The organism is Alcanivorax xiamenensis (assembly GCF_009846745.1).
Classification (GTDB): domain Bacteria; phylum Pseudomonadota; class Gammaproteobacteria; order Pseudomonadales; family Alcanivoracaceae; genus Alloalcanivorax; species Alloalcanivorax xiamenensis.
On sequence record NZ_AQPF01000001.1, the window covers coordinates 1 to 21416 of the forward strand.

Annotated in this window: 15 protein-coding genes; 10 read left to right on the forward strand and 5 right to left on the reverse strand. The window is 59.6% G+C overall.

Translation table 11 applies throughout. From position 1 onward, the window contains the following. Positions 1–179: 179 nt before the first annotated feature. From A6D6_RS00005 to A6D6_RS00050, 10 genes are all read left to right on the forward strand, one after another. Positions 180–1235, forward strand: a complete 1056-nt coding sequence (locus tag A6D6_RS00005) for a helix-turn-helix domain-containing protein (protein WP_159659587.1) — start codon at positions 180–182, stop codon at positions 1233–1235. Next, positions 1232–2764, forward strand: coding sequence for a BCCT family transporter (locus A6D6_RS00010; protein ID WP_159659588.1), 1533 nt, complete (start codon positions 1232–1234; stop codon positions 2762–2764). Before A6D6_RS00005 ends, A6D6_RS00010 begins: the two co-directional genes overlap by 4 nt. Before the next feature lie 172 nt (positions 2765–2936). Further along, complete coding sequence (locus A6D6_RS00015) at positions 2937–3356, forward strand: TA system antitoxin ParD family protein (RefSeq protein WP_159659589.1); 420 nt, start codon at positions 2937–2939, stop codon at positions 3354–3356. Positions 3357–3359: 3 nt separating this feature from the next. Beyond that, positions 3360–3962 carry an ATPase gene (locus A6D6_RS00020; RefSeq protein ID WP_159659590.1) on the forward strand — a complete coding sequence of 201 codons (603 nt, stop codon included), beginning with the start codon at positions 3360–3362 and terminating at the stop codon, positions 3960–3962. Positions 3963–3965: 3 nt separating this feature from the next. Continuing rightward, a complete protein-coding gene (locus A6D6_RS00025; RefSeq protein ID WP_159659591.1) occupies positions 3966–4331 on the forward strand; it encodes a SecDF P1 head subdomain-containing protein in 366 nt (121 codons plus the stop codon). A 522-nt stretch (positions 4332–4853) separates the two neighbouring features. Then, entirely contained in the window at positions 4854–5456 is a 603-nt protein-coding gene (locus tag A6D6_RS00030; protein ID WP_159659592.1) for a hypothetical protein, read from the forward strand. Between the two features lie 45 nt (positions 5457–5501). Next, entirely contained in the window at positions 5502–6101 is a 600-nt protein-coding gene (locus tag A6D6_RS00035; RefSeq protein WP_159659593.1) for a PI-PLC domain-containing protein, read from the forward strand. A 57-nt stretch (positions 6102–6158) separates the two neighbouring features. Further along, positions 6159–13040: an autotransporter domain-containing protein gene (locus tag A6D6_RS00040; RefSeq protein WP_159659594.1), complete on the forward strand. Its 6882-nt coding sequence runs from the start codon at positions 6159–6161 to the stop codon at positions 13038–13040. A gap of 229 nt (positions 13041–13269) precedes the next feature. Continuing rightward, a complete protein-coding gene (locus tag A6D6_RS00045) occupies positions 13270–13923 on the forward strand; it encodes a hypothetical protein (RefSeq protein ID WP_159659595.1) in 654 nt (217 codons plus the stop codon). Between the two features lie 89 nt (positions 13924–14012). Continuing rightward, entirely contained in the window at positions 14013–15188 is a 1176-nt protein-coding gene (locus A6D6_RS00050; RefSeq protein ID WP_159659596.1) for a hypothetical protein, read from the forward strand. 197 nt (positions 15189–15385) lie between these two features. Here A6D6_RS00050 and A6D6_RS00055 read toward each other — a convergent pair whose 3' ends face one another. The 5 genes from A6D6_RS00055 to aqpZ form a co-directional block, all read right to left on the reverse strand. Continuing rightward, the gene (locus A6D6_RS00055) at positions 15386–16486 is read right to left on the reverse strand and encodes a fimbrial protein (protein WP_097058302.1); all 1101 of its coding nucleotides are present in this window, start codon (positions 16484–16486) and stop codon (positions 15386–15388) included. Beyond that, positions 16483–17199 (reverse strand): fimbrial biogenesis chaperone, encoded by a 717-nt coding sequence (locus tag A6D6_RS00060; protein WP_159659597.1) that lies wholly within the window; start codon positions 17197–17199, stop codon positions 16483–16485. Before A6D6_RS00060 ends, A6D6_RS00055 begins: the two co-directional genes overlap by 4 nt. A 20-nt stretch (positions 17200–17219) precedes the next feature. Then, entirely contained in the window at positions 17220–19700 is a 2481-nt protein-coding gene (locus tag A6D6_RS00065; RefSeq protein ID WP_159659598.1) for a fimbria/pilus outer membrane usher protein, read from the reverse strand. A gap of 98 nt (positions 19701–19798) precedes the next feature. Continuing rightward, positions 19799–20341 carry a fimbrial protein gene (locus tag A6D6_RS00070; protein WP_097058305.1) on the reverse strand — a complete coding sequence of 181 codons (543 nt, stop codon included), beginning with the start codon at positions 20339–20341 and terminating at the stop codon, positions 19799–19801. A gap of 210 nt (positions 20342–20551) precedes the next feature. After that, the gene (aqpZ, locus tag A6D6_RS00075; protein ID WP_097058306.1) at positions 20552–21244 is read right to left on the reverse strand and encodes an aquaporin Z; all 693 of its coding nucleotides are present in this window, start codon (positions 21242–21244) and stop codon (positions 20552–20554) included. Positions 21245–21416: the final 172 nt, after the last annotated feature.

Genomic DNA, 21416 nt, shown 5'->3' on the forward strand with positions numbered 1-21416 from the left:
TGGGAAGCTTGCTTGCAAGCGAATGGGATTCGCCCAGGTGGTTTGGACTATTCGCTTGCAAGCAAGCTTCCCACGGCGGCTGCATGGCACGGTCTGGTCGCTCTCTCTGTTGATTTTCAAGCCTCTCCACGGCATAACATGAGCAAAGATCAGAATAAGGCCATGCAGCGGGGCGGGTTTTGGATAAGCGGCACTCAGCGGCACAGTGGGACTGGACACCGGACATTTGGGAATGGACACCGGAGCATGGGCGCTGGTCGCCGCGCTATGGCCAGCCCCGGGACTGTGTCTTCCTGACGCTCTCCACCGATGCCCTGCGTCCCCGGGATGCCTACGACTACTGGCGGGAAACCGTTTTCTACGGTTTCGAGGCCGATGTTCCCGACAACACCCAGCGACGCGGATTCCTGGCCCGGAGCGCCGCGCTGATCGCGCCGCGCGGTAATCTGTATTGGTATACATCGGACCCGGTGTCCGGTTATCGAGCACGCCGCCATTGCCTGGCCGATGATGAGGAGCGGCTGGACTTGGGGCTGGTTCTGGCCGGCGAGCGCCATCATCAACAAACCGGAGATCGCCCGCTTCGGGCCGGCCCGGGGGAGCTTTTCGCCTATGATTCCGCCCGCCCGTCCCAGGTCGCCTGGAACGCCCATAGCGGCTTACACCTTTCCCTGGACCGGCAGGCAGTGCGCCAGGCCCTGGGGAGCGATCTGCCCGCACCCAGCAAACTGATTCCAGCGTTACAACACCATCCTTTGTTTCCGTTCCTGCGCGATCAACTACAACTCATGGCCAAGCACGGCGCCAAGCTGAACCGCTCACAGCAGGCACTGGTTCTCGACCACATCATCGAGTTGACCTTCAGTGCGCTCAATGCCATCGGCGGGGCACCGGAACAAAATCCTCCCTCGTTGTTGTTCGCAGCCCGCCAGTTCATCCACCGTCATCTGGCCGACCCGAATCTGGACACGGAGCAACTGGCGCGCCAGTTGGGCTGCTCCCGAGCGACGCTTTACCGGGCCTTCGCCGAACATGATCTTACCGTGGCCGGCTATCTGCGCGAGGCACGGCTGCGCCGGGTGCACCGCTTGCTGGCACGCGCGCCGGATCAGTGGAGCATCGCCGATATCGCCGCCCGTTGCGGCTTTCTGGACAGTGCCAGTTTCAGCCGTCTGTTCCGTCAACGCTTTGGCGTGCGGCCCCGCGATCTTCGTCAGCGGCATCAATCCCGGTGATCCGGCAGCTCAAACCCATCGCCTTCTGGCCCGCCCTGACCGCCATGCTGGCCGCGCTGATCCTGATCGCCATTGACCAGCAGCGCTTCATCCACATCACCACCCAGATCAACACCATACTGATCCATACTTTGTCGCCCCTTTTTCTCTACTCGGCTCTGGGCCTGTTGCTACTGTGCCTGGCGACCTTCATCTCGCCTCTTGGCAAAGTACGCATCGGCGGTGCCGCGGCCGAGCCGATCTATTCGCCGTTTCGCTGGTTTTCGGTATCCCTGACCACGGTCATCGCCATGGGCATTCTGTTCTGGGCGGTGGCGGAACCGGTGGTGCATTTTCATGAACCGCCGGCTTTTTCCGGCTCCCATCCCGGTAGCGACGACGCCTTGCGGTTTGCCATGTCCTCCGTGTTCGTGCACTGGACGCTGGCCCCTTACGCCATTTACACCGTAGCGGCACTGACCTTCGCGCTCGGTTTTCACAATCGCGGCTACGATTTTTCCATCGACGCCTTGCTGCGCCCATTGATCGGCGACCGGTTTCAGGGCCGCTTCGGAGAGCTGGTGGACGGATTGGTTTTGTTTTCCGTGGTAGTCGGCATGTCCGCGGTATTGAGCGGCGGCCTGCTGCTGATCGGTGACGGCCTGCGGGTACTGTTGGACATCCCCAAGAGCGGCACGGTCTACGCGCTGGCCGCGTCGTTCATTATCTCCGTGGCGTTATTATCGGCGGCCACCGGCCTTCGCGGTGGCATCCAATTGCTTGCCCGCGTCAATGCCGTGCTGTTCATCGCCCTGATGCTCTATCTGCTACTGGTGGGGCCGGGCGGCTTTATTCTCCGGGTAAGTGGTGACGCCCTGACCGCCTATCTGGGCGATTTTTTTCCACGCCATCTGATGACCCGGGAGCCCGCATCCAGCCAATGGTCCGCCTGGTGGACCACCGCGTTCTTCGCCAGTTGGTTCGCCTGGGCGCCTCTGTCCTGCCTGTTCCTCGGCAAAATCGCCCGGGGCTATACGGTGCGTCAGTTCATTCTCGTCAATCTGGTGCTGCCTTCGGCGTTCGGCATCCTCTGGTTCTCCGCCTTTGGCGCCTCCGCGCTGTATTTCGACATCCACGACCATGGCGCTTTGTACCAGACCTATAAGGACCAGGGACTGGCGGCCATTTCCTATCAGTTGTTCAGTTATCTGCCCGGCAGTTTTGTCCTCGGCCTGTTTTTTATCTTCGCCTGTCTGATCTCCTTCATCACCGCCGCCGACTCCAACACCGATGCCATCAGTGGCCTGTGCACCCGGGCAGTGACGGCGGAAGCCATGACCTCGCCCTTCACCATCAAACTGCTCTGGGCGGCCATCATCGGCGCCGTGGGTTGGAGCAGCGCCACCTATCTGGGGGTGGACGGCATCAAGATGCTCGCCAACCTGGCCGGGCTGCCCGGTTTGGTCATCGTACTTGGCAGCGCCGGCAGTTTGATCCGGATGCTCACGCAAGCCACCAGGCAAAGTGCCCAAGTCGAGTCGGAAAGCTGAGCCGTTATCCCGTCCACAATTCACGGGCGCCCTTAGAGCCTGTGCGCCTATACATCAATTCGCTGCCAAGGCAGCTTCCCACAAACCCCTCTACAAAGCCGACGATATTCGCCATTGCGAGCCTTGTAGCAAAATGCTACAAACAATCAAAAGCGATGATTGGGAGACACTCATGGGTAAATCCGCCTCGCCGGTCCGGCTGCAATCGGAATTGATGGATGCCGCCAAAATCTATGGAGAGCTGCTGCATCGCAGCGCCGCCGAGCAGATCGAGCAATGGGCCGATCTGGGCCGCGCCGTGGCGCAACAGCTCAGTCCACAGGACCTCCTGGAGATCACGGCGGGCATTGCCACTCTGCGGGTGGAGCGGACAGTGGCCAATCCGGTCACAACCGAGACGGTATTCGACAACCTGGAGGCCCGCCGTGCTGCCGGCACCCTGAACCAACGGGTCTCCTCCTGTGCCGTGCGCTACCAGGCCTCGCGCCGGCATCCCGGCCGTCTGGAGCAGATCAGCGCCTCCGGCGAAATTCGCGTGGGGCGGTTCGTTGACGGTACTTTTGTTGCCGATACTTTCACCAACGAGAACTGAATCATGGCCTCGCAACCCCCGCCGGAAAAACAGTTGTGGATTCTGGTGGGCGGCAACGGTGCCGGCAAAAGCACCTTTTATCGGGAAGCCCTGCGGAGCACCGGACTGCCATTCGTCAATGCGGATGTGATCGCCCGCCAACGCTTTCCCCAGGCCCCGGAAGCGCATAGCTATCAGGCCGCCGCCCTGGCCCGGCAACTGCGCGATATACTGATTCGTCAGGGGCAAAGTTTTTGCTACGAGACGGTGTTTTCGCACCCTTCCAAAATCGACTTTATCGCCGACGCGAAAGCCGGAGATTATCAGGTGATCCTGGTTTTCATTCACCTGGGTGATCCGCAACTCAACCAGGCCCGTGTTCATCAGCGCACCGAGGAAGGTGGACACCAGGTGCCGGCCGACAAGATCCGCGCCCGTTTGCCCCGCACTTTCAGGCATGTGCGCCTGGCCCTGCCGCTTTGCGATCAAGCCCATCTGATCGACAACAGCAGCGCGGAAGTTCCGCTTTTACGAGTGGGTCATGTGGAGGCAGGGCAATACACTCCCCTTACCAATGTACAACCGGACTGGGTCGACACTTTGCTGTTCGGCCAGGAGAAGGACTAAGCCATGCGTATTCTGAAATATTTTCCGGTGTTGTTGCTGTCCACCGCGATACAAGCGGAAACGGTAACCCTGCATGTGGACAGCGCGAAGAAGAGCCCGTCACCCGACACCAGCGGCGACGTCATTGATATCGTGCTTGAATCGGAAAGCCGGCAAGCCCTGGCGGATTTCACTCGCGACCGTGTCGGCCGGCCAATCCATCTGTTCGTGGATGGCCAGTTGCTGACTTCGCCCACCTTGCAAAGTGTCATCGACACAAGCAGCCTGCGGCTGTCCGCCGGGGAGGACGGCTTTAACGGCAAAAGCGCCGGAGAAATCGCCGAAACTCTGAACGAAGGTGGGGCGCTGACGCTCTCCGACGATCGCTGACCGCCAGAGTGAAAGCGAAGAGGCGTTGGAAACCCCGAACCGGAAGCTCCGTCCGTGGGGCTACTCCGGCCAGGCCCGGCAAAGCCGGGAAGGAGAAATGAAGAAAGCTATGAAAACCAAATCATGAAATCGACATGCGGGAACGCAATATCCCCGAATGACGATTCAAACCATGGCCTTTTTTGTGCCATGGTGCAAGAAAAACCCACCCCAAAACGCCAAGTAATAAGAGCGGTCCGCGCTCCAGGTAACTTCTGAAAAACACCCGGTCATCCGGGGGTAGAGAGTTCCACCGCTTAAGACCACTGAACGCCCCCGCGGGGCGTCCAAACGGTGCTCCAAGCACCGTTGTGTGACCCGGGATCTCCCTCCGCAGGGCGTACAATAATCCTGCCCCCTGAGACATCTTGCAAAGTCGCCTGAGACGCCTCGCATAACACCCTCTCTCTGTTTACCCCAATAATGTGCCCGAAAGCGCATAAACATCAGTTTGACCATGGGGTTCTTTCAAAGGGGATAGCCATGCCAACGATTCGAGATAACTACGCCTACATTCACAGCAATGAAATTGAAAAAATTACCGCCTTGCCCGACACCTGGGCCGTCTCCGAGGGGCAGCCGATGGAGCCTCCACCGAAGGTAATTGCGAAGGGAGAGCAATTCTTGATCCTGTTCCAATCCGGTCGTCATAAAACAGGCGAGGTAGCGGATAAGTTCAGCAATGATAGCGGCGGCAGAAGCCACCTTTTCTCTCCATTCTCGATAATGGATGAGGAACCGAGCCAACTGAACTTTTGTTTCGGCCTAAGGGTTCACTGGAAGTCCGGCGAAACGTCCGAAGTTTACCTGGGGCAAGGCAGCACCATGGGACGTAATAACTGGTGGATAGGCTCGACTTCCATCACCAATAAGAATGGCAGCGCCATCCTACAGGCGGGCGGGGATGTTTTTCGTATCACAGGCTACGACTCGAAGAAGGATTCGATCTCCAGTATCGAAGACATCGGCGCACAAGCCATACCTCCGGCACTCGTTTGGATCATCAAGGAAGTTGGACAAAAAGTCGCGGAGGGGGTGATTAAGCTGATCACGGCCAACGTCAATTCATTCAGGATATCCAAATAACCTGCTTCTTTTAGGGGAAAAGGGGATGGTGTCGTGCTGAGGCCCATGAATAAATCATCGATCTTGTTTATACGCAATGCCATTTCTGACATTGGAGACGAACTCACGGACCGGGGTGACTGGCTCTCTCATATCAGCGATGACACGCTCATATCCGAGATTAATCTGCCGGGCACGCACGACACCGCCGCGATAAGTACCCGATTCAATCCGTATGCTTGTCATCGCTTCTCCGTCACTGATCAGCTCAGAGGCGGCATCAGACTTATGGATGTACGGTTAAAGGTCAAGAAATCCGAAGAAGGGCGATATGAATTTACAACCTGCCATGGAAACTTAGGCAGCGGGATCGGGCTCAATGAGTTCCAGAGTTTTCCCTCGCTACTGCAAGAGTTTAGAAGTTTTCTTGAAGCGCACGGCACGGAAACCGTGCTCAACAAAGGTCTGCCTGATTCAGGCGCGACGGAAGAAAAACGGACGGAAGTTATCTCGACGTTTACACCAGCTGAATTTTCGGCCCGGGTAAGGTTGGCGGCACAGCAAAACGGAGTCTGGCACGGCACTCGTATTTTCGGTCACAGCGATGCCGTGGCGGGGCCGGTTCCACCGCCTGGTGATATCCGCTGGTTCGAAATATTCGCCTGACCACGGCCTGCAATCCGCTCCGCCCGCGCCTTGTCACACGATCAACGGGAAGACACCATGAACCGCATTTACCGCACCCTCTTCAACCGCCGCACCGGGACCTGGCAGGCGGTGCCCGAATTCACCAAGAGGCGGGGCAGAGCTTCCGGCCACCGGGCCACCGCCCTGGCTGCATTATCAACCGCTCTAGGGACACTGACACTCCCCTTCCGCCTCACGCTACTGCCGTCACTACTGGCGCTGGCTTTGACATTGCACGCATTGCCCGCGCAGGCGGACTGCGAGTGGACGGGGGGCACGGGAAGCTGGTTCGACGCGGACAAGTGGACCAGCCGGGACGGCACGTGCTCCGGGATCCCCACCTCGTCGGACTGGGTCGAGATCAGCCGGTCCGACGCGGACATCGTCATCAGCGGCGGGCAGGCCTACGACAACTCGTTCCACTTCCGCTCCGGGCGCGTGGTCATCCTCGACGGTGGCAGCCTCGACAGCGACAGCAGCTACCACTTGGTGGGCCAGACGCGAGACGGACAGGCGGAGCTGATCATCTCCGGCACAGGTTCGGCCTGGAACGTCCGGGGCGAGGCCTGGGTGGGCCGGGGCTCAACCGGCACGATCCGGCTCACGGACGGCGGCCTGCTCAACTTCACCCACGGGGACGATCTGGTCCTCGGGGACGCCCCGCCGAGCCAGCAGGCGTCCCGCGGCACCCTGGTGATCGGCGCGGATGCGGGCGCGGGCGCCGTTGCCCCGGGGCGCGTGCAGACCCCGTTGATCGAAATGGGGCGCGGCGACAATGGTGAGCGCAACGCCACTGGCTTGATCGTGTTCAACCACACTGACCTCAGCGGCACCTATACCTTCACGCCAGATATCACCGGCACTGGCGACATCGAACACCACGCCGGCATCACCGTGTTAACGGGCAGCAATGACTATATTGGTGCTACCCGTCTGCAAGGCGGCACCCTGCGCGCCGGCAACGCCGGCGCTTTCGTCCAGAACGGCGCCTACACCCTCAATGGTGGCATCCTCGACCTGAACGGCCACGACCTGGCGCTGAGTGCCCTTTCCGGCTCCGGCGGCCAATTGATACTGGGAGGTGCCGTCGGCCGGCTCAGCCAGTCCGGGGATACCGCCTATGGCGGAGAGATCAGTGGCGCGGGACGATTTATAAAAGACGGGCCCGGCACTTTGACGTTGGAAGGGGAGGTCACCGGTTTGAACCAGGGGCTCTATGTCCAAGGTGGCACGCTGGTGCTCAACGGCGACAACAACCACGGTTATACCAATCTTCAACAAGGCGCCGTTCTGGAGCTCGGCCACGACCGGGCGCTGGGGGACGCGGCTTTGGCGTTGATGGGCTCCGGCACCCTGCGGGCCAATACCCAGGTCGTGCTCGCCAATCACATCTCATTCCAGAACTCGATCGAAAATACCTTGACCATCGCCGGAGACCACGACATCACCCTGCTCGGCGACCTTATCATCCCTTTTCCCGATGAAACCACCAGAAACAGCCTGACCAAAGCAGGCAACGGCATTCTGACCCTGGGCGGCGACAGCGGCGGCTTTGCCGGCGCCACCACGGTAACTGGCGGCGCTCTACGCGTGGATGGCACCCTGGGCGGCTCCCTCACCGTGGAAGACGGCGCCACGCTGGGCGGCAGCGGCACGGTGGGCGACACCACCATCGCGTCCGGCGGTACGCTTCTGGGCGTGCAGGGCGACACTCTGGCCTTCGAGGGCAATCTCGTCCTTTCCAGCGGCGCCCATGTCAATGTTCAACTCGGTGCAGCGGACACAATGGCGCTGTTCGATATCGCCGGCAACCTGGCCCTGAACGGCACCACCCTCAATGTCACCGATACCGGCGACTTCGGCGCCGGCCTCTACCGCCTGTTCGACTACGGCGGCAGCCTTTCCCAGAGCAACGGCGGCCTGCTGTTCGGCACCACGCCGGGCGGCTCGGCACTGTCGCTACAGTACCTGACCAGCCAGATCAACCTGCTCAATGCCGACGGTGTGACCCTGATCTTCTGGAACGCCAACGGCCAGGCAGGCCCGGGACAATTGGGGGGTGGCAGCGGCACCTGGTCCACCACCTCGGCGGTGTGGTCGGACGCCAGCGGCCGCTTCACCGGTGCCATGCAGCCGCAGCCGGGCTTCGCTGTCTTCGGCGGCGAGGCGGGCACGGTGACACTGGATGACGGCGATGGCGACATAAGGGCCACCGGCCTGCAGTTCGCCGGCGATGGTTATCGGCTCACTGGCGCCGCGCTACACCTCACCGATGGCAACGAAATCCGCGTCGGCGACGGCGGCACCGGCAGCGAAAACTGGACCACCACCATCGACAGCGAAATTGCCGGCGGCGAGGGCCTCACCAAGACCGGCGCCGGCACCCTGCGGCTTACTGGCGCGAATACCTATACCGGTGGCACCACCGTGCAGACCGGCACCTTGATCGGCGACACCGGGTCCCTTCGCGGTGATATCGCCAATGCCGGCACCGTGGTGTTCGAGCAGACCGGCGATGCCGCCTTCGCGGGCAACGTCACTGGCCTGGGGGAGACTGACGGCACCATGATCAAACGCGGCGCCGGCGATCTGACTCTCAACGGGGTTTCCTCCCTGGATTGGGCCGTGGACGGCGGCGGTCTGATTACTTCCGCCGGCCGATTCACCGGCGACATTGCCATCGGCGACGGGGCCTCCGTTACCTTCGAGGACACGAACGACACCGACTATAACGGCGCCCTCACCGGCCAGGGCCGCATGATCAAGGAAGGGGCCGGCACCCTTACCCTCACTGGCGAGCAACAGATCGGCCGCCTCTATATCGGCCGGGGCACGGGCACCCCTTGGGGTGAGCAAATGGATGGCGGCACCCTGCTACTGAGCGACAGCGCGCGGCTCACCGGCAGCTATCTGCACCTGGGTGGCGTCAATGGCCGGGGCGTGCTGGCACTGACCGGCGAGGCTACCCGCGCCACCTTCAGCAACAACGCGCTGATCGGCGACATCAACAGCGATGCCGAATTACGCCTCAGTGACGGCGCCCTTCTGGAAAACGGCAACGGCTACCTCGGCCGCTCCCCGGACTCCCGGGCCATCGCCATTATCCAGGACCAGGGGTCCCTGTGGCGCAACACGGGCACCTTGTATGTAGGGGGTTCCGGGCAGGCCGGCGAGGGGGAATTGCGGGTCGAGAATGGCGGGCGCGTTGAAAGCGGCGCCGCACGGATCGGCTATGGCGCGGGCGCCATCGGCAACGTTACCGTCACCGGCCCGACAAGCCATTGGGAGACGCAAGGCGAAATCGAGGTGGGCTACGCGGGCGACGGCACGCTGGTGATCGATGACGGCGCCACCGTAACGTCCCATGTCGGCACGAGTTGGATGACAGGGCAGATCGCTCGGTACTATGACTCCGCCGGGGCGGTTTCCCTCCGCAATGACGGTTCGTGGGTAAATGACGGCGCGGTGATCGTCGGCGGTTACGATGGGGCGGATGGGCACCTGACGCTTTCCAGCGGCGGGCGGTTGCAAACAGGCGTCACATCCTCGGATTGGGACTTCGTGCGCTTGGCGGATTCAACGGCGTCCTCCGGTACGTTGAATATCGGCGCGGCCGCCACCGAACAGGCCGTGAGTGCCGGCACGCTGGAAAGCGCGCGTGCCGAGTTCGGCGACGGGATCGCGACGCTCAATTTCAACCATAGCGAAGACAATTATGTGTTTGCCGCCGCGCTCGCAAGCACGGGTTCCGGCGCTCACCGCATCAATCACTATGCCGGCACCACGATGCTGATCGGTGAAAGCTCGGCGTTCACCGGCATCACTCAAATCAAAGGCGGTACCCTTAAAGTCAACGGCACCCTCGGTGGCACGGTCACCGTTGATAATGGCGGCGCCCTGGGCGGCGACGGCAACATCGGCGACACCACGGTTGCGGCTGGCGGCACACTGGCCCCGGGCAACAGCCTGGGCCACCTCACCGTGGACGGCGATCTCACCCTGGCACAAGGCTCGCTGCTGGATTTCGAGTTCGGCGCCCCGGGCGGGGACTTCCATACCCTGGGGCAAAGCGACAGCGTCACCGTCAACGGTGATCTGACCCTCAACGGCTCAACACTCAATCTGATCGACGACGGCGGTTTTGGTGTGGGCCTGTATCGGTTGTTCGATTACAGCGGCACCTTGACGCAAAGCCATGACGGTATTGCCCTGGCCGGTGAGCCAGAAGGGGCTCAGTTGCAGTTCCTTGGCGATCAAGGCCAGATCAATCTGCTCAACACCGCCGGCATGACCCTGAACGTCTGGAGCGGCGACAACGCGGATGGCGGCGAGGGTGTCTGGTCCAACGGCACCGCCAGTTGGACCGACGTCGATGGCCGGGTCGTCGCACCGATGCAACCGCAACCGGGCTTCGCTCTGTTCGGTAATATCGGCAACGGCGAAGGCGGCACCGTCACGCTGGATGACACCGACGGTGACGTCCAGGCCACCGGTCTGCAGTTCGCCGGTGACGGTTATGTCCTGCAAGGCGACACGTTGACCCTGACGGACGGCGACGGCGAAATCCGTGTCGGCGATGGCAGTGGCGACAGCACGGATTACACCGCCACCCTCAACAGTGTTATCGCCGGTACCGACGGTGTTAACAAAACCGGCGCCGGCACCCTGGTACTGGGCGGCGACAACACCTATAGCGGCGGCACCACTCTCAACGGCGGGGTGTTGTCGGTGGCCAGCGACGCCAACCTGGGCAACACCGACGGCGGGCTCACCTTCAATGGCGGCGTATTGCGGGTGACCGACGGCCAGTTCCTCTCCACCCAGCGCTCGATCACCTGGGGCGACCAAGGTGGCGGTTTCGATATCGTCGGCACTCAACAGCAATTCTTCGTCAATCAAGACCTGGCCGGCGCCGGCGACCTGATCAAACGCGGCGAGGGCCTTCTTCATTTGCGTGGTGACAACAATTACGGCAACACCTTTGTCGAGGCCGGCCGCCTGTTTGGCACCGCCACCTCGATCCGCGGCGATCTGGCCAACGCCGGCAACGTGGTATTCGAACAGGATACCGACGGCACTTTCACCGGCAATATCAGCGGCTTCGACGGTACCGACGGCACCCTGATCAAGAACGGCGGGGGCGTCCTCACACTGACCGGCGCCTCGACCCTGGACTGGTCCGTGCATGACGGGGCACTGGTGACGGCGGCCGGGCGCTTCAGCGGCGACCTCGTCGTATTGGCCGATGGCGGCGTCACCTTCGATCAGCAGCAGGACGGTGAATACCAGGGGCAATTGTCCGGCACCGGCACGGTGCGGAAAACCGGCGACGGCCAGTTGCGGCTCAACGGTGGCCATGGCGGCTTCGGCGGCACCACTGAAGTGGCCGCGGGCCGATTGAGCGTCGGTGGCCGTCTGGGTGGTACGGTTCTGGTCGGTGACGGCGGCACGCTCGGCGGCGACGGTATCGTCGGTGACACCACCATCGCCTCGGGTGGCACCCTGGCGCCGGGCAACAGTATCGGCACCCTCACCGTGGACGGCGATCTTACTTTCGAGAACGGCGCCGTCTACGAGGTGGAAACCGATCCCGACAACACCGACAGCGATCTGACCCACGTCACCGGCACCGCCAGTCTGTCCGGTTCCGTGCTGCACGTGGGTAACGACGGCGACTACCAGCCGTTCACCGAATATACGATTTTAAGCGCCGATGGGGGGATCCTCGGCCAGTTCGAGGCGGTCCGATCCCGCTTCGCTTTTCTTGATGCCGGTCTGAACTACGGGAACAATGACGTTCGGCTGGAACTGACCCGCAATGACGTCACGTTCGACAGTGTCGCGTTGACCCGCAACCAGCGCTCGGTGGCCAGCGCGGTAGAGACTCTGGCGCCAGATCATGCGGTGTATCAGGACATCGTCACCCAGGCGACCGACGCGGCCCCGGCCGCCTTCGATCGCTACAGCGGCGACGCCCTGGTGGCCGGGCTGAGCGCCACGGACCGGCTGATCGGCCAGTTCGGTGATCGGCTGCGGCAACGGGATCAAGGCGAAACCGCGTCCAGGGAGCAGCGTACCCTGACCGGTGACAAGGCCAACGGCGTCTGGTTGCAGGCCGGCGCGCTGGACAGCGAGGAAAAGCGCAACGGCTACACCGGTAATGCCGGCTACGAAATGACCGGCGAGCACCTGACCCTGGGGCTGGATCGGACCCTGGAAAAAAGCCGTGTCGGGTTCGCCGTGAGCCAGGCTCAAGGACGCCTGGATTTCGACCGGCGCCGGGCCGAGGGCGATCTGGACGGTTGGTTCGTGGGCGCCTACGGCCGTCGCGACCTCACCGACACCCTCTATGTGCGCGCGGATCTGAGTTACGGCGAAACCGATCAGGACCACAAGCGCACCTTCGAGAACGGCACCCAGGCGCGATCTTCCAGCACCATCAAGGCCATACGAGTAGCACTGGAGAGTGGCCTGAATCTGAGTGCCGGGCGCGCCGACCTACGACCTTACGCCCAGGTGGCGATGACTCGCCTGGAGCGGAGCGGCTTCCAGGAGGAGGGGGCCGGAGCGGCCAGTCTGGAGGTGGAGAGAACCACGCTGCAGTTGGGCGAAGCGGAATTGGGCGTGGATCTGGGGCGGACCTTCTGGTCAGACCGCCATCCCACCCGGCTCCACGGCGGCCTGGCCCTGGTCCAGCCGTTTGGCGACACCCAGAGCGAACAAGACTCCCGATTCGTCGACGCCGGCGACACCTTCACGGTGTACGGCGCGGACCGGAACGATCCGCGCTTGCAGGCGCGCCTGGGCGCCGCCGTACGACTGAGTCCGCGTGTCGAATTGTCGCTGGATTATCAGGGCCGGGTGGATGATCAAGGGGACGAGCATCTCGGCCAGTTGGGGATCTCCGTACACTGGTAAGGACACGTGGTGTCACCCTTCTTGCGGTAGAGGCTACGGAGCCGCTGTGGGACGCTTGCTTGCAAGCGAATGAAGTTTGCTCAGGCCTTTAACTATTCGCGAGCGAGCTCGCTTCCCACAGCGGCTCCGTGGCAAGTTCATGGGAAAGCGACGGCAGCGCGATTGGCGCCCTTCCACATTCCTATGCGATCATCGCGCTCATTGTCCGCCTCAATGAGAAGGAGCTCCCATGTTCGATCCAGGCCAAGCGCTGATCTCCCTGATGTATGCACTTCCCTTGCTGATCCCCTCGGTCGTTGGCGTCATTCTTGGTGCCATCCACATGCAGCGGGCGCGCAAAGCCTCGACTCTGGTGATCATCGCCAGTGTCTTGCTGTTCCTGGAAGGAGGATACAACGTTGTTTCCCAGATTTTCATCATACCTCTGGTAGGCGATGCCCTGTCCTGGGAGGTGTACGGCGCCATCAATGGCGGCGTATATGCTCTCCTCACGCTGTCCGCCACCCTTCTGTTGATCTCCGCCGCTTTTGTGGGTCGTGAGAAGAACCCGGCCGCGACCGACGGCAATACCCACCAGGATGCCGGCGCGGGACTTTCCCACGAGCCCCCGCAACTGGCTCAGGCGCCAAATCATCGCGGCGCCCTTGTGCTGACGCTCGGTCTGATCTCTTTGCTGGTGTTCCAACCATTGGGCATCGCCCCCTGGGTGATCGGCGTGCAGGATCTGCGTGCCATGCGCGAAGGCCGTATGGATCCGGAGGGCCGTGGCACCACCATGGCGGGCATGATCCTGGGTATCATCGCCATTATCTTGTTCGTGCTTACCTTGATCGCCGTGGGGTTCTTTATCGCCGCTTTGGCGAATACTAATTGGAGCTATTAAGCGGGCCACATTTGACGCGGGCGCCGCTACGGCGCCCGCCAATATTGCACTGAAACCTGGATTTTATTGTTTTCAGGAGAAGGAACTCCATGTCATCCGATTCAGATCTGTCGATCCTCACCGCTTTTAATATTCTGCAACTGCTGATCCCTTTCCTGGTCGGGGTCTCGCTGAGCGCAAAGCACATGCGGCATTATCGCGTGCCCGCCCTTCTGGTTCTGATCGCAAGCGTTCTGATGCTCCTGGATATGGGCTATGGCGCTCTTGCGCCAGCGCTGTCGTTTTTCAGACTCCCATCAATCACCGGCGTTTTTATCAACAACAGCATCCACAGCATACTCGGCGTCTCTACCGTTCTGTTGCTGATGTCCGCCATCTTCGTCCGGCACGGCCCTCCTCCAGCAACCGTTACTTTGGACACTGACCGGACATCCCGGGTGCCCGCTCATCGGGGCGCTCTGATTGCGACGCTTGGCCTGATTTCCTTTCTGCTGCCACCGGTCGGATTGCTTGCCTGGATCCTTGGCGCCCGGGATCTGCGTGCCATGCGCGAAGGCCGTATGGCAACAACAGGAAAGGACAGCACCCTGGTTGGCATGATCCTCGGTATCATCGTCTGCACCGTCTTTATTCTGGCTCTGCTCACGGCGGGTTGTTTTATTCTCGGTGTTTCGAGCTCAACCATGCTCTCCGTGCCACCCGGCTTGCGGACCCTGGTTCAGTTTGGTGTCGGTATCAGTTTCGCGGCGCTGCTGTTGTCGCGCGATCGCAAAGCCGCGCTACTCATGTTCATCGCCAGCATTCTGGTGCTCTTGCCGGTGGTTTACGGCTTCATCGTCAGCCTTTGGCTGCCGACAGGAGGCCCGTTGCCAGATCTCGCCTTGATCAGCGGCAGCGTCCTGGGCGTGCTGACCCTTTCCCTATTGCTCCTTTTGATCGGCGCGGCTTTTTCCGGATGCCGACATCGTTCTCCAGGTTCAACCGAGGAAGAGGCTCAACAGTCCACCCATCACCACGGCTCCCCGGTACTCGCCCTCGGCCTGGTTTCACTACTTGCGATCCAACCTCTAGGCATCATGGCCTGGGTTCTCGGTGTACAAGATCTGCGCGCCATGCATGAAGGTCGCATGAACCCGGAAGGCCGCACGGCTACGCTGGTCGGCACCGTGCTGGGTATTATCTCCGTCGTCCTCTTTCTGGCGGCCCTGAGCGCATTGGCTTTTACCGTTACGCACTTCTTTGAGCGTTATCGACCTTTTCACTGACCCCGACAGTCGCAGGGGCGCCACCACGAAGTTTCTTCCATGCTTTACTGGGTGCGGAGCCAACATTCTTGCCAGCGATCATGACAGTGATTGGCGGCGGCTTGTATTTCCGCCATTTTCTCGCAAACTCGCCTTTCCTATAGTCGTGATAATCGCGGCCGGCTTGGCCGTGCGGATTGTAACAATGCCTCTCCCTACTATCGGTATTCCACTTCGAATGTCACCGCACCACTCAACAGGCCGGGGACCACGGTTTCCCCAGCCACCGGCACCAGTCCCACCTTGAACTGAAAGATTTCGGTGGTATCGGCCGGATCACGGCCACCAAACGGCGCCGTGATTTCAGTTGCGCCATCCAACACTACTGGAGCGTTGCTGGCACGCTGGCGAATCTGGAACGCCACACCACCGGCCACACCAGGCTGTCCGGCATCAGCGGGCAGCAAATCCGTGCCGCTGCCCGAAGCCAACTGCCCCGAGGAGGGAAGGAAAGTCATTCGAATCAATGAGCCGGCGAAGGTGCTGGTGCTGATGGACAACGACCGGGGTACGACACAGTTGTTCAAACGAATATCGAAATCCGTACTTCCCGCGAAACCACCCGTAGTGATATCCGTGCTACCCACTGTCGGCAGATTGATCACCTGAGAGACATCCACAAGGTCACAACTGGCGCGGTCGAACACATAGTTCAGACCTGCATTTACGTCCACATAGATCGACCCCAAAAGGCCTTGGGTAACGGTCAGACGCCCCAGGGAGCTGGAAACTGACTGCGTGGTACCGATGAGGCTATTGATACCGTCGACCACCAGCACTGTGTAAGTGCGAAATGTAACCGAAGAGCCGATTTGCAAGCCGATCAGACTGAGATCACATAATCCGCCGGTGAGACCACAATAAACGCTACTGCTACTGCTTATAATCTCAAAAAAATTCTGAATGTAAATGTTTCCGTTAACCTGGAAGCGGCGAGCGCTTATTCCGCTGAATCCCGCTGGCAAACCGGCCGCTGCCGGGGCAGTACTGTTCCCACCATTACCAAAGCTGCTGTTTATAGTACTGGATACAGAGGGAAGCAGGCCGAGGCTGGTGCAGCCGGTATAGGTGGAATCCTGCTGAATCACCAGTACGTGCTGTCCTGCGTCATCCTGAGGCACACGCACGGACAAACCATCTCGCTGAAAGGTGACCGTCTGCGTATAAGGCCCGCCGTTACAAAACCCGATTGCCGACGCCAATTCCGGAAATAGCAGAAGGTATAGCATGAGCCCCATGGTCCATTGCAAGGTTTTCACCCTTTCACCTCAAGGATAGGACCATCGTGGTGGCCACCATAATCACTGATGTAACGAAAATAAACCTTAAATGGAGGCGTGACCCCGGGTGGCAATGACACCATTTCCATATGTTTGGGCAGTATCATGGCCGGCTCCTTAAGAGACCATTCCTTCCCGCCTTTTTTAATTACCATCTGAATAAAGGAGATGGAAAACGGGCTGTTGTTGGAAAGGGCCAGCCTGCCCCCGGAAAAAGCAGCGCCGAGCTTTCTTGCCGCCTCCCTGGAATCGGTGCCGAGCATACTCCGGGGCCGGTAGAACAGTTTGATCCGCACTCTCTGAGCAAACTGGACAACATTTTTTCCTTTCACCTGAGGCGGGATTTCCTGAACGTTCAACCAGAACACGCTTTCTTTATCCTTTGGCAAAACACCTTCCGTACGGAAGAAACGAAGTAATTGCTCTTTCCCACTCTCCAGCCGGAAAAGAGGTGGCGTTACCGCGAAGTACGAAGGGGGTTCACCATCGTTTTTCTCACCCACGGGAAAAGGGTCCAGCCACACCTGACCGGCATAGGCTATCGACGAAGTATTGGTCACCGCCAGACTGACATCCCGGTCATCTTCATCGAAAACGATCCGGGTACTTCCCAGTACGAAGGCAGCATGAGTGGATGAGACGAGCATCCATATCAGAGCGGATATTATTCCGCTACGCGCCACCACGCTCATAGTGTTTCTCCTCTCTGGCATCACAGCTCGCACTGTTTCGATATTGTTTCCACTGCTGTTTCCGTCGCCGCCGTCAAGCGCTCCAGAGCAATCCTGAATCGGCAAACGCGATCGTCCAGGTGTACGCGAAACCAGCCCTTATCAGTTGATTTCACGGTGATCATCGCCCGACTATGCTCGGCCACCATGCCAACAACGTCGGACTGCTCGTTCAGAACCTCAGCTCCCAATGGCAAGGTCTCCGCGTCAGGCCACTCCAGAGAAACGAGGAAACGCTTAACTCGGTGCGCCGGAAAAACCACTCTGGCGATTGCCCCTCTTTCTGGCACCACTGATTGAGAACGACCGGGCACCTCCACATCGTAATCCACGGATTCCAGGCCAACCCGTAGGCGATTCGGTCGATACGGCTGAGCATAGGGTAGCAACGCATACCCGTTGGAATCAGTTCGCACGGGGGCGGCGCCGCTGGCAAAACTGGCACCCTGGACTTTCGGAACATAGGCCAACAACGCAGTCTCACCAACTCCCCGCCCAAAGGCTAACCCGGCTTGATGCAGAACCGCCGAGCCCTGTGCCTGTAGGTATTGCCTGCGGCTGTCACCATCGAAAGCGGCTCCGACGGATAATCCGATACGATCGCCGGCATAGGCCAGCTGTGCATTACCATTGTTTCTCCTCTGCTCCTCCTGGTGCCCGGCCCGGATACCATAGGACCATTCAGGATGTTCGCTCAGCATCCCACTAGTACCGATTCCATGGTCCGCATTGCCGTCTTCATCGACAGTCAGCCGGTAGTCGACATAGCCACGACTGACCGGAGTATCAAGTGGCAAGCTCAAGGACAACATATACAGTCGTTCGCGCTCCGCGCCCTGATAGCGGCTATCGGTGACGGTCAACCCAAAGCTCAGAGGCCCGACATGCCCGTTATAGCCTAAAGAAAAGAGACTCTGGCGATTATTGTTATGCCAATAGCTTTCCTGGCTGGCGGAAACATAAGCCGATCCATAGCGTCCCAGATTCTGAGATATTGTGGCTTCCATTCTCTGCTTGCGACCCGGTACTAAAACGACGCTTTGGTCCTGCATAAGAACGGCTTCATTGAAAGTGCGAAAACGCTCCGAGGAGTAGCGGTAACCTAATAACTGTAAATTGGTTCCCCGTCGCAACCCCTTCGCGTACAGCAGACGGTAACTTTGACCATGCCAGATATCCTCGTTCCATGTGCGTGTCCGCGCGTGGGTAATATCGGCGGAGACACTCCCAACCCTACCCAGGTTCAACCCCACACCAGCCAGGCCATTATAATAATTCTCGCTGATCGTCAGTGAGCCATAGGCGGTTACATTTCCCGGCAAACCGTGACTCAACTCTGTTTGCACAAAACCAGGTTCATCGCCATGATCACTGCGATAGCGACCCGCCACCAGGCTGTATTCCCAGAACCCTTCCCGAACCAGATTGGGAACCAGACTGTAAGGCTGACTGAATCGGCGTATCTCACCATCCTGTTCCTGGATCTCAACGTCTAGGTCACCATTGCTCAAGGAAGGTAGATCATCAATGGAGAAGGCACCAGGCGGAACATAGGTGCTATAAATAACGAATCCGTTCTGACGTACCACGACCCTGGCATTACCCCGTGCAATACCACGAATCACCGGAGAAAAGCCCTGCTGGGAAACTGGCAGCATGGCGGTATCGGAGCGCAGCTGAATACCAGTATACGGGAGGCTTTCGTTGATACGGCTCCGAGTAAAACTCTCGCCCAGCGTCAGCTCTCCGCGAACTCCAGGCAAGGCCCGATAGGCGTACATCTCCCGATCCGCCCACCTCCCCCGTTCACGGTCGTCGCGCTGATACACATGGCTGCTGCGTATATGCCAACCCCGCCAATCGACTCCAAGGCGGAAGTCTCCGTATTCGTCGCGGTAGCGCCCTCCATCAGCTTCCTCATTCCAGGCATGATTGACGGTATAATCCAGGCGTAACGCGGTAATACCCTGGTCCCACTCATCCGAATCAATGTAATCAGCGGCACGACGCTGCAGAGCCGCCTGAGGAATGCTGAGCTCAAGTACCAATCGGTCCGGTCGAAAATGGGCCTCGGCCTGCTCCATAAAATAAAGAAGGTCACAACCACTGTATTCCGGCGCCACCCCCCGAACCAACAAGTAAGCAGAATTAATCCCAAGCCACTCAGCGCTCCGCGCCGAGAGACATGGAGTCAGCCCGGAGGCTTCCTCCGACTGGTTGAAAGTAACGGGCATGCGCCCCACGGGGTGGCCATTCACCAGCACGTCAACCTGGTATTCACCGGCGGGTAGTTTCCGATCACGGGCCAGGGACTGGAGACTTACGGCGGATTGTCCACCTTCCAGAGACAGAAAGTGAGGGTTGAATTCAAGCGTACCCTCTCCCACACCCTGTTCCAGTTGCCGATCCGCCCCCCCGGCCCGAACCATGGTCGTCGCGCCGACAAACAGTATCGCACCCATCAGGCACGCGCCTACCCACCCACTCCTTGGGGCCATAGCGCACCAGATCAGTTAAACGATGGGACGGGGAACCTCTATTCCCCCTTCCGGTTCGGTACTTAGTTGAATACCACCGAGTAGTTGGCCACGGCACGAACATGCCCCGCTGTCACGGTGGCCGTATCCGTTGTGCCATAGGCGGCGTTGAACTGAAGTTCACCCGATGAGGCATCAACAATGCCTACCGAAGCCCCATTGATCTGCACTGGCGTGGTGCCATCCTGTTGCAGCAACATCACACCGACAGAAGCGGCGGGGTCCGTGGCGATATTTTCGAGAATGTTGTGTCCCGCATAGGCTTGTCCAGTCCATAGAACCGTAGCGCCAAGGCCGGTGAGATCACAGGTCGCACTGCCAGCATCGGTGGCAACCAAAGAAAAAGCAGCCGGCGAATATGGTGTGTCCGCCGCAACGAAGTCGGCGGTAGCGATCGGAGCCAGCGTCACGGTGTTGTCGGCTTGCAGAACACCGTTCTGTGCCACGCCCACCGTACAGGTGGTGTCCGTAACTACCCCATTAAAATACACCTCGCCGCTATTGGCGAAGACAACGGAAGTAGAAAGTGTTGAGGCCATCAACACAGCCAGTTTGAAAGTGCGCATCGTTCAGTTCCCTCTAAAAATCCCGTTTTGGAATAATCGCGCCGTTGTGATGGGCATCACAAAACAATGCCCATTTCCAAGCTAGCACAGTGCATGTCGGAGGAAACCTAATCACGGAATATTTTACATTTCCCTGATAAACGGATAAATATCAGCTCCATTGCCCCATTTTAGAAATTTATATCAATACATTGATTTATATTAATTTCTCTATTCATTATTTCTGGTAAGCAGCGCACGGTAAATGAGCGCCCCCGAAACCCCGCCCACCATTGGCGCCACCCAGAACAGCCACAGTTGCGCGGTGGCCCAGTCTCCAACATAGAGTGCCACTCCAGTGCTGCGCGCCGGGTTCACCGAGGTGTTGGTGACAGGAATGCTGATCAGGTGGATCAGAGTCAGTCCCAGGCCAATGGCGATGGGGGCAAAGCCTTGCGGGGCACTGCCATGGGTCGAGCCCATGATGATGATCAGAAACATTGCCGTCATCACCATTTCAGTCAATGCGGCAGCCATCAGAGAGTAGCCACCGGGAGAGTGTTCGCCATAGCCGTTGGAAGCGAAGCCGCCACTCACGTCGAAGCCCGCCTTGCCAGAGGCGATCAGGTAGAGCACACCGCCAGCGATGACCGCCCCGATCACCTGAGCCAGAATATAGGGGATCACCTGTCCACCAGGGAAACGTCCGCCGGCCCACAATCCCACCGAGACCGCCGGGTTCAGATGGCAGCCAGAGATGTGCCCGATAGCAAACGCCATGGTCAGGACGGTAAGCCCGAACGCCAAGGCCACCCCCACGAAACCGATACCCAGTTCCGGGAAGGCGGCGGCCAGGACCGCGCTACCACAACCACCAAGAACGAGCCAGAAAGTCCCAAAACATTCCGCTATGTATTTGTTCATTACACAATCCTTTGTACGAGGGTTGCTTTTATATACATAAGGACCGCTCTCCATGACCAGCGTTATCTCCGTCAAGTAACGCCTTAGTGTCATTGTTTTACGAAGACAAGGTCTTTGTTCACCAAGGGCGGCCGGTCCGCCCTGCATGCCAACACCCTTCATTGACTTACAT

Coding starts and splice junctions, on each gene's coding strand:
- A6D6_RS00015 (WP_159659589.1), top strand. CDS start 2,937: ATGGGTAAATCCGCCTCGCCGGTCCGGCTGCAATCGGAATTGATGGAT.
- A6D6_RS00020 (WP_159659590.1), top strand. CDS start 3,360: ATGGCCTCGCAACCCCCGCCGGAAAAACAGTTGTGGATTCTGGTGGGC.
- A6D6_RS00025 (WP_159659591.1), top strand. CDS start 3,966: ATGCGTATTCTGAAATATTTTCCGGTGTTGTTGCTGTCCACCGCGATA.
- A6D6_RS00030 (WP_159659592.1), top strand. CDS start 4,854: ATGCCAACGATTCGAGATAACTACGCCTACATTCACAGCAATGAAATT.
- A6D6_RS00035 (WP_159659593.1), top strand. CDS start 5,502: ATGAATAAATCATCGATCTTGTTTATACGCAATGCCATTTCTGACATT.
- A6D6_RS00040 (WP_159659594.1), top strand. CDS start 6,159: ATGAACCGCATTTACCGCACCCTCTTCAACCGCCGCACCGGGACCTGG.
- A6D6_RS00045 (WP_159659595.1), top strand. CDS start 13,270: ATGTTCGATCCAGGCCAAGCGCTGATCTCCCTGATGTATGCACTTCCC.
- A6D6_RS00050 (WP_159659596.1), top strand. CDS start 14,013: ATGTCATCCGATTCAGATCTGTCGATCCTCACCGCTTTTAATATTCTG.
- A6D6_RS00060 (WP_159659597.1), bottom strand. CDS start 17,199: ATGAGCGTGGTGGCGCGTAGCGGAATAATATCCGCTCTGATATGGATG.
- A6D6_RS00065 (WP_159659598.1), bottom strand. CDS start 19,700: ATGGGTGCGATACTGTTTGTCGGCGCGACGACCATGGTTCGGGCCGGG.
- A6D6_RS00070 (WP_097058305.1), bottom strand. CDS start 20,341: ATGCGCACTTTCAAACTGGCTGTGTTGATGGCCTCAACACTTTCTACT.
- aqpZ (WP_097058306.1), bottom strand. CDS start 21,244: ATGAACAAATACATAGCGGAATGTTTTGGGACTTTCTGGCTCGTTCTT.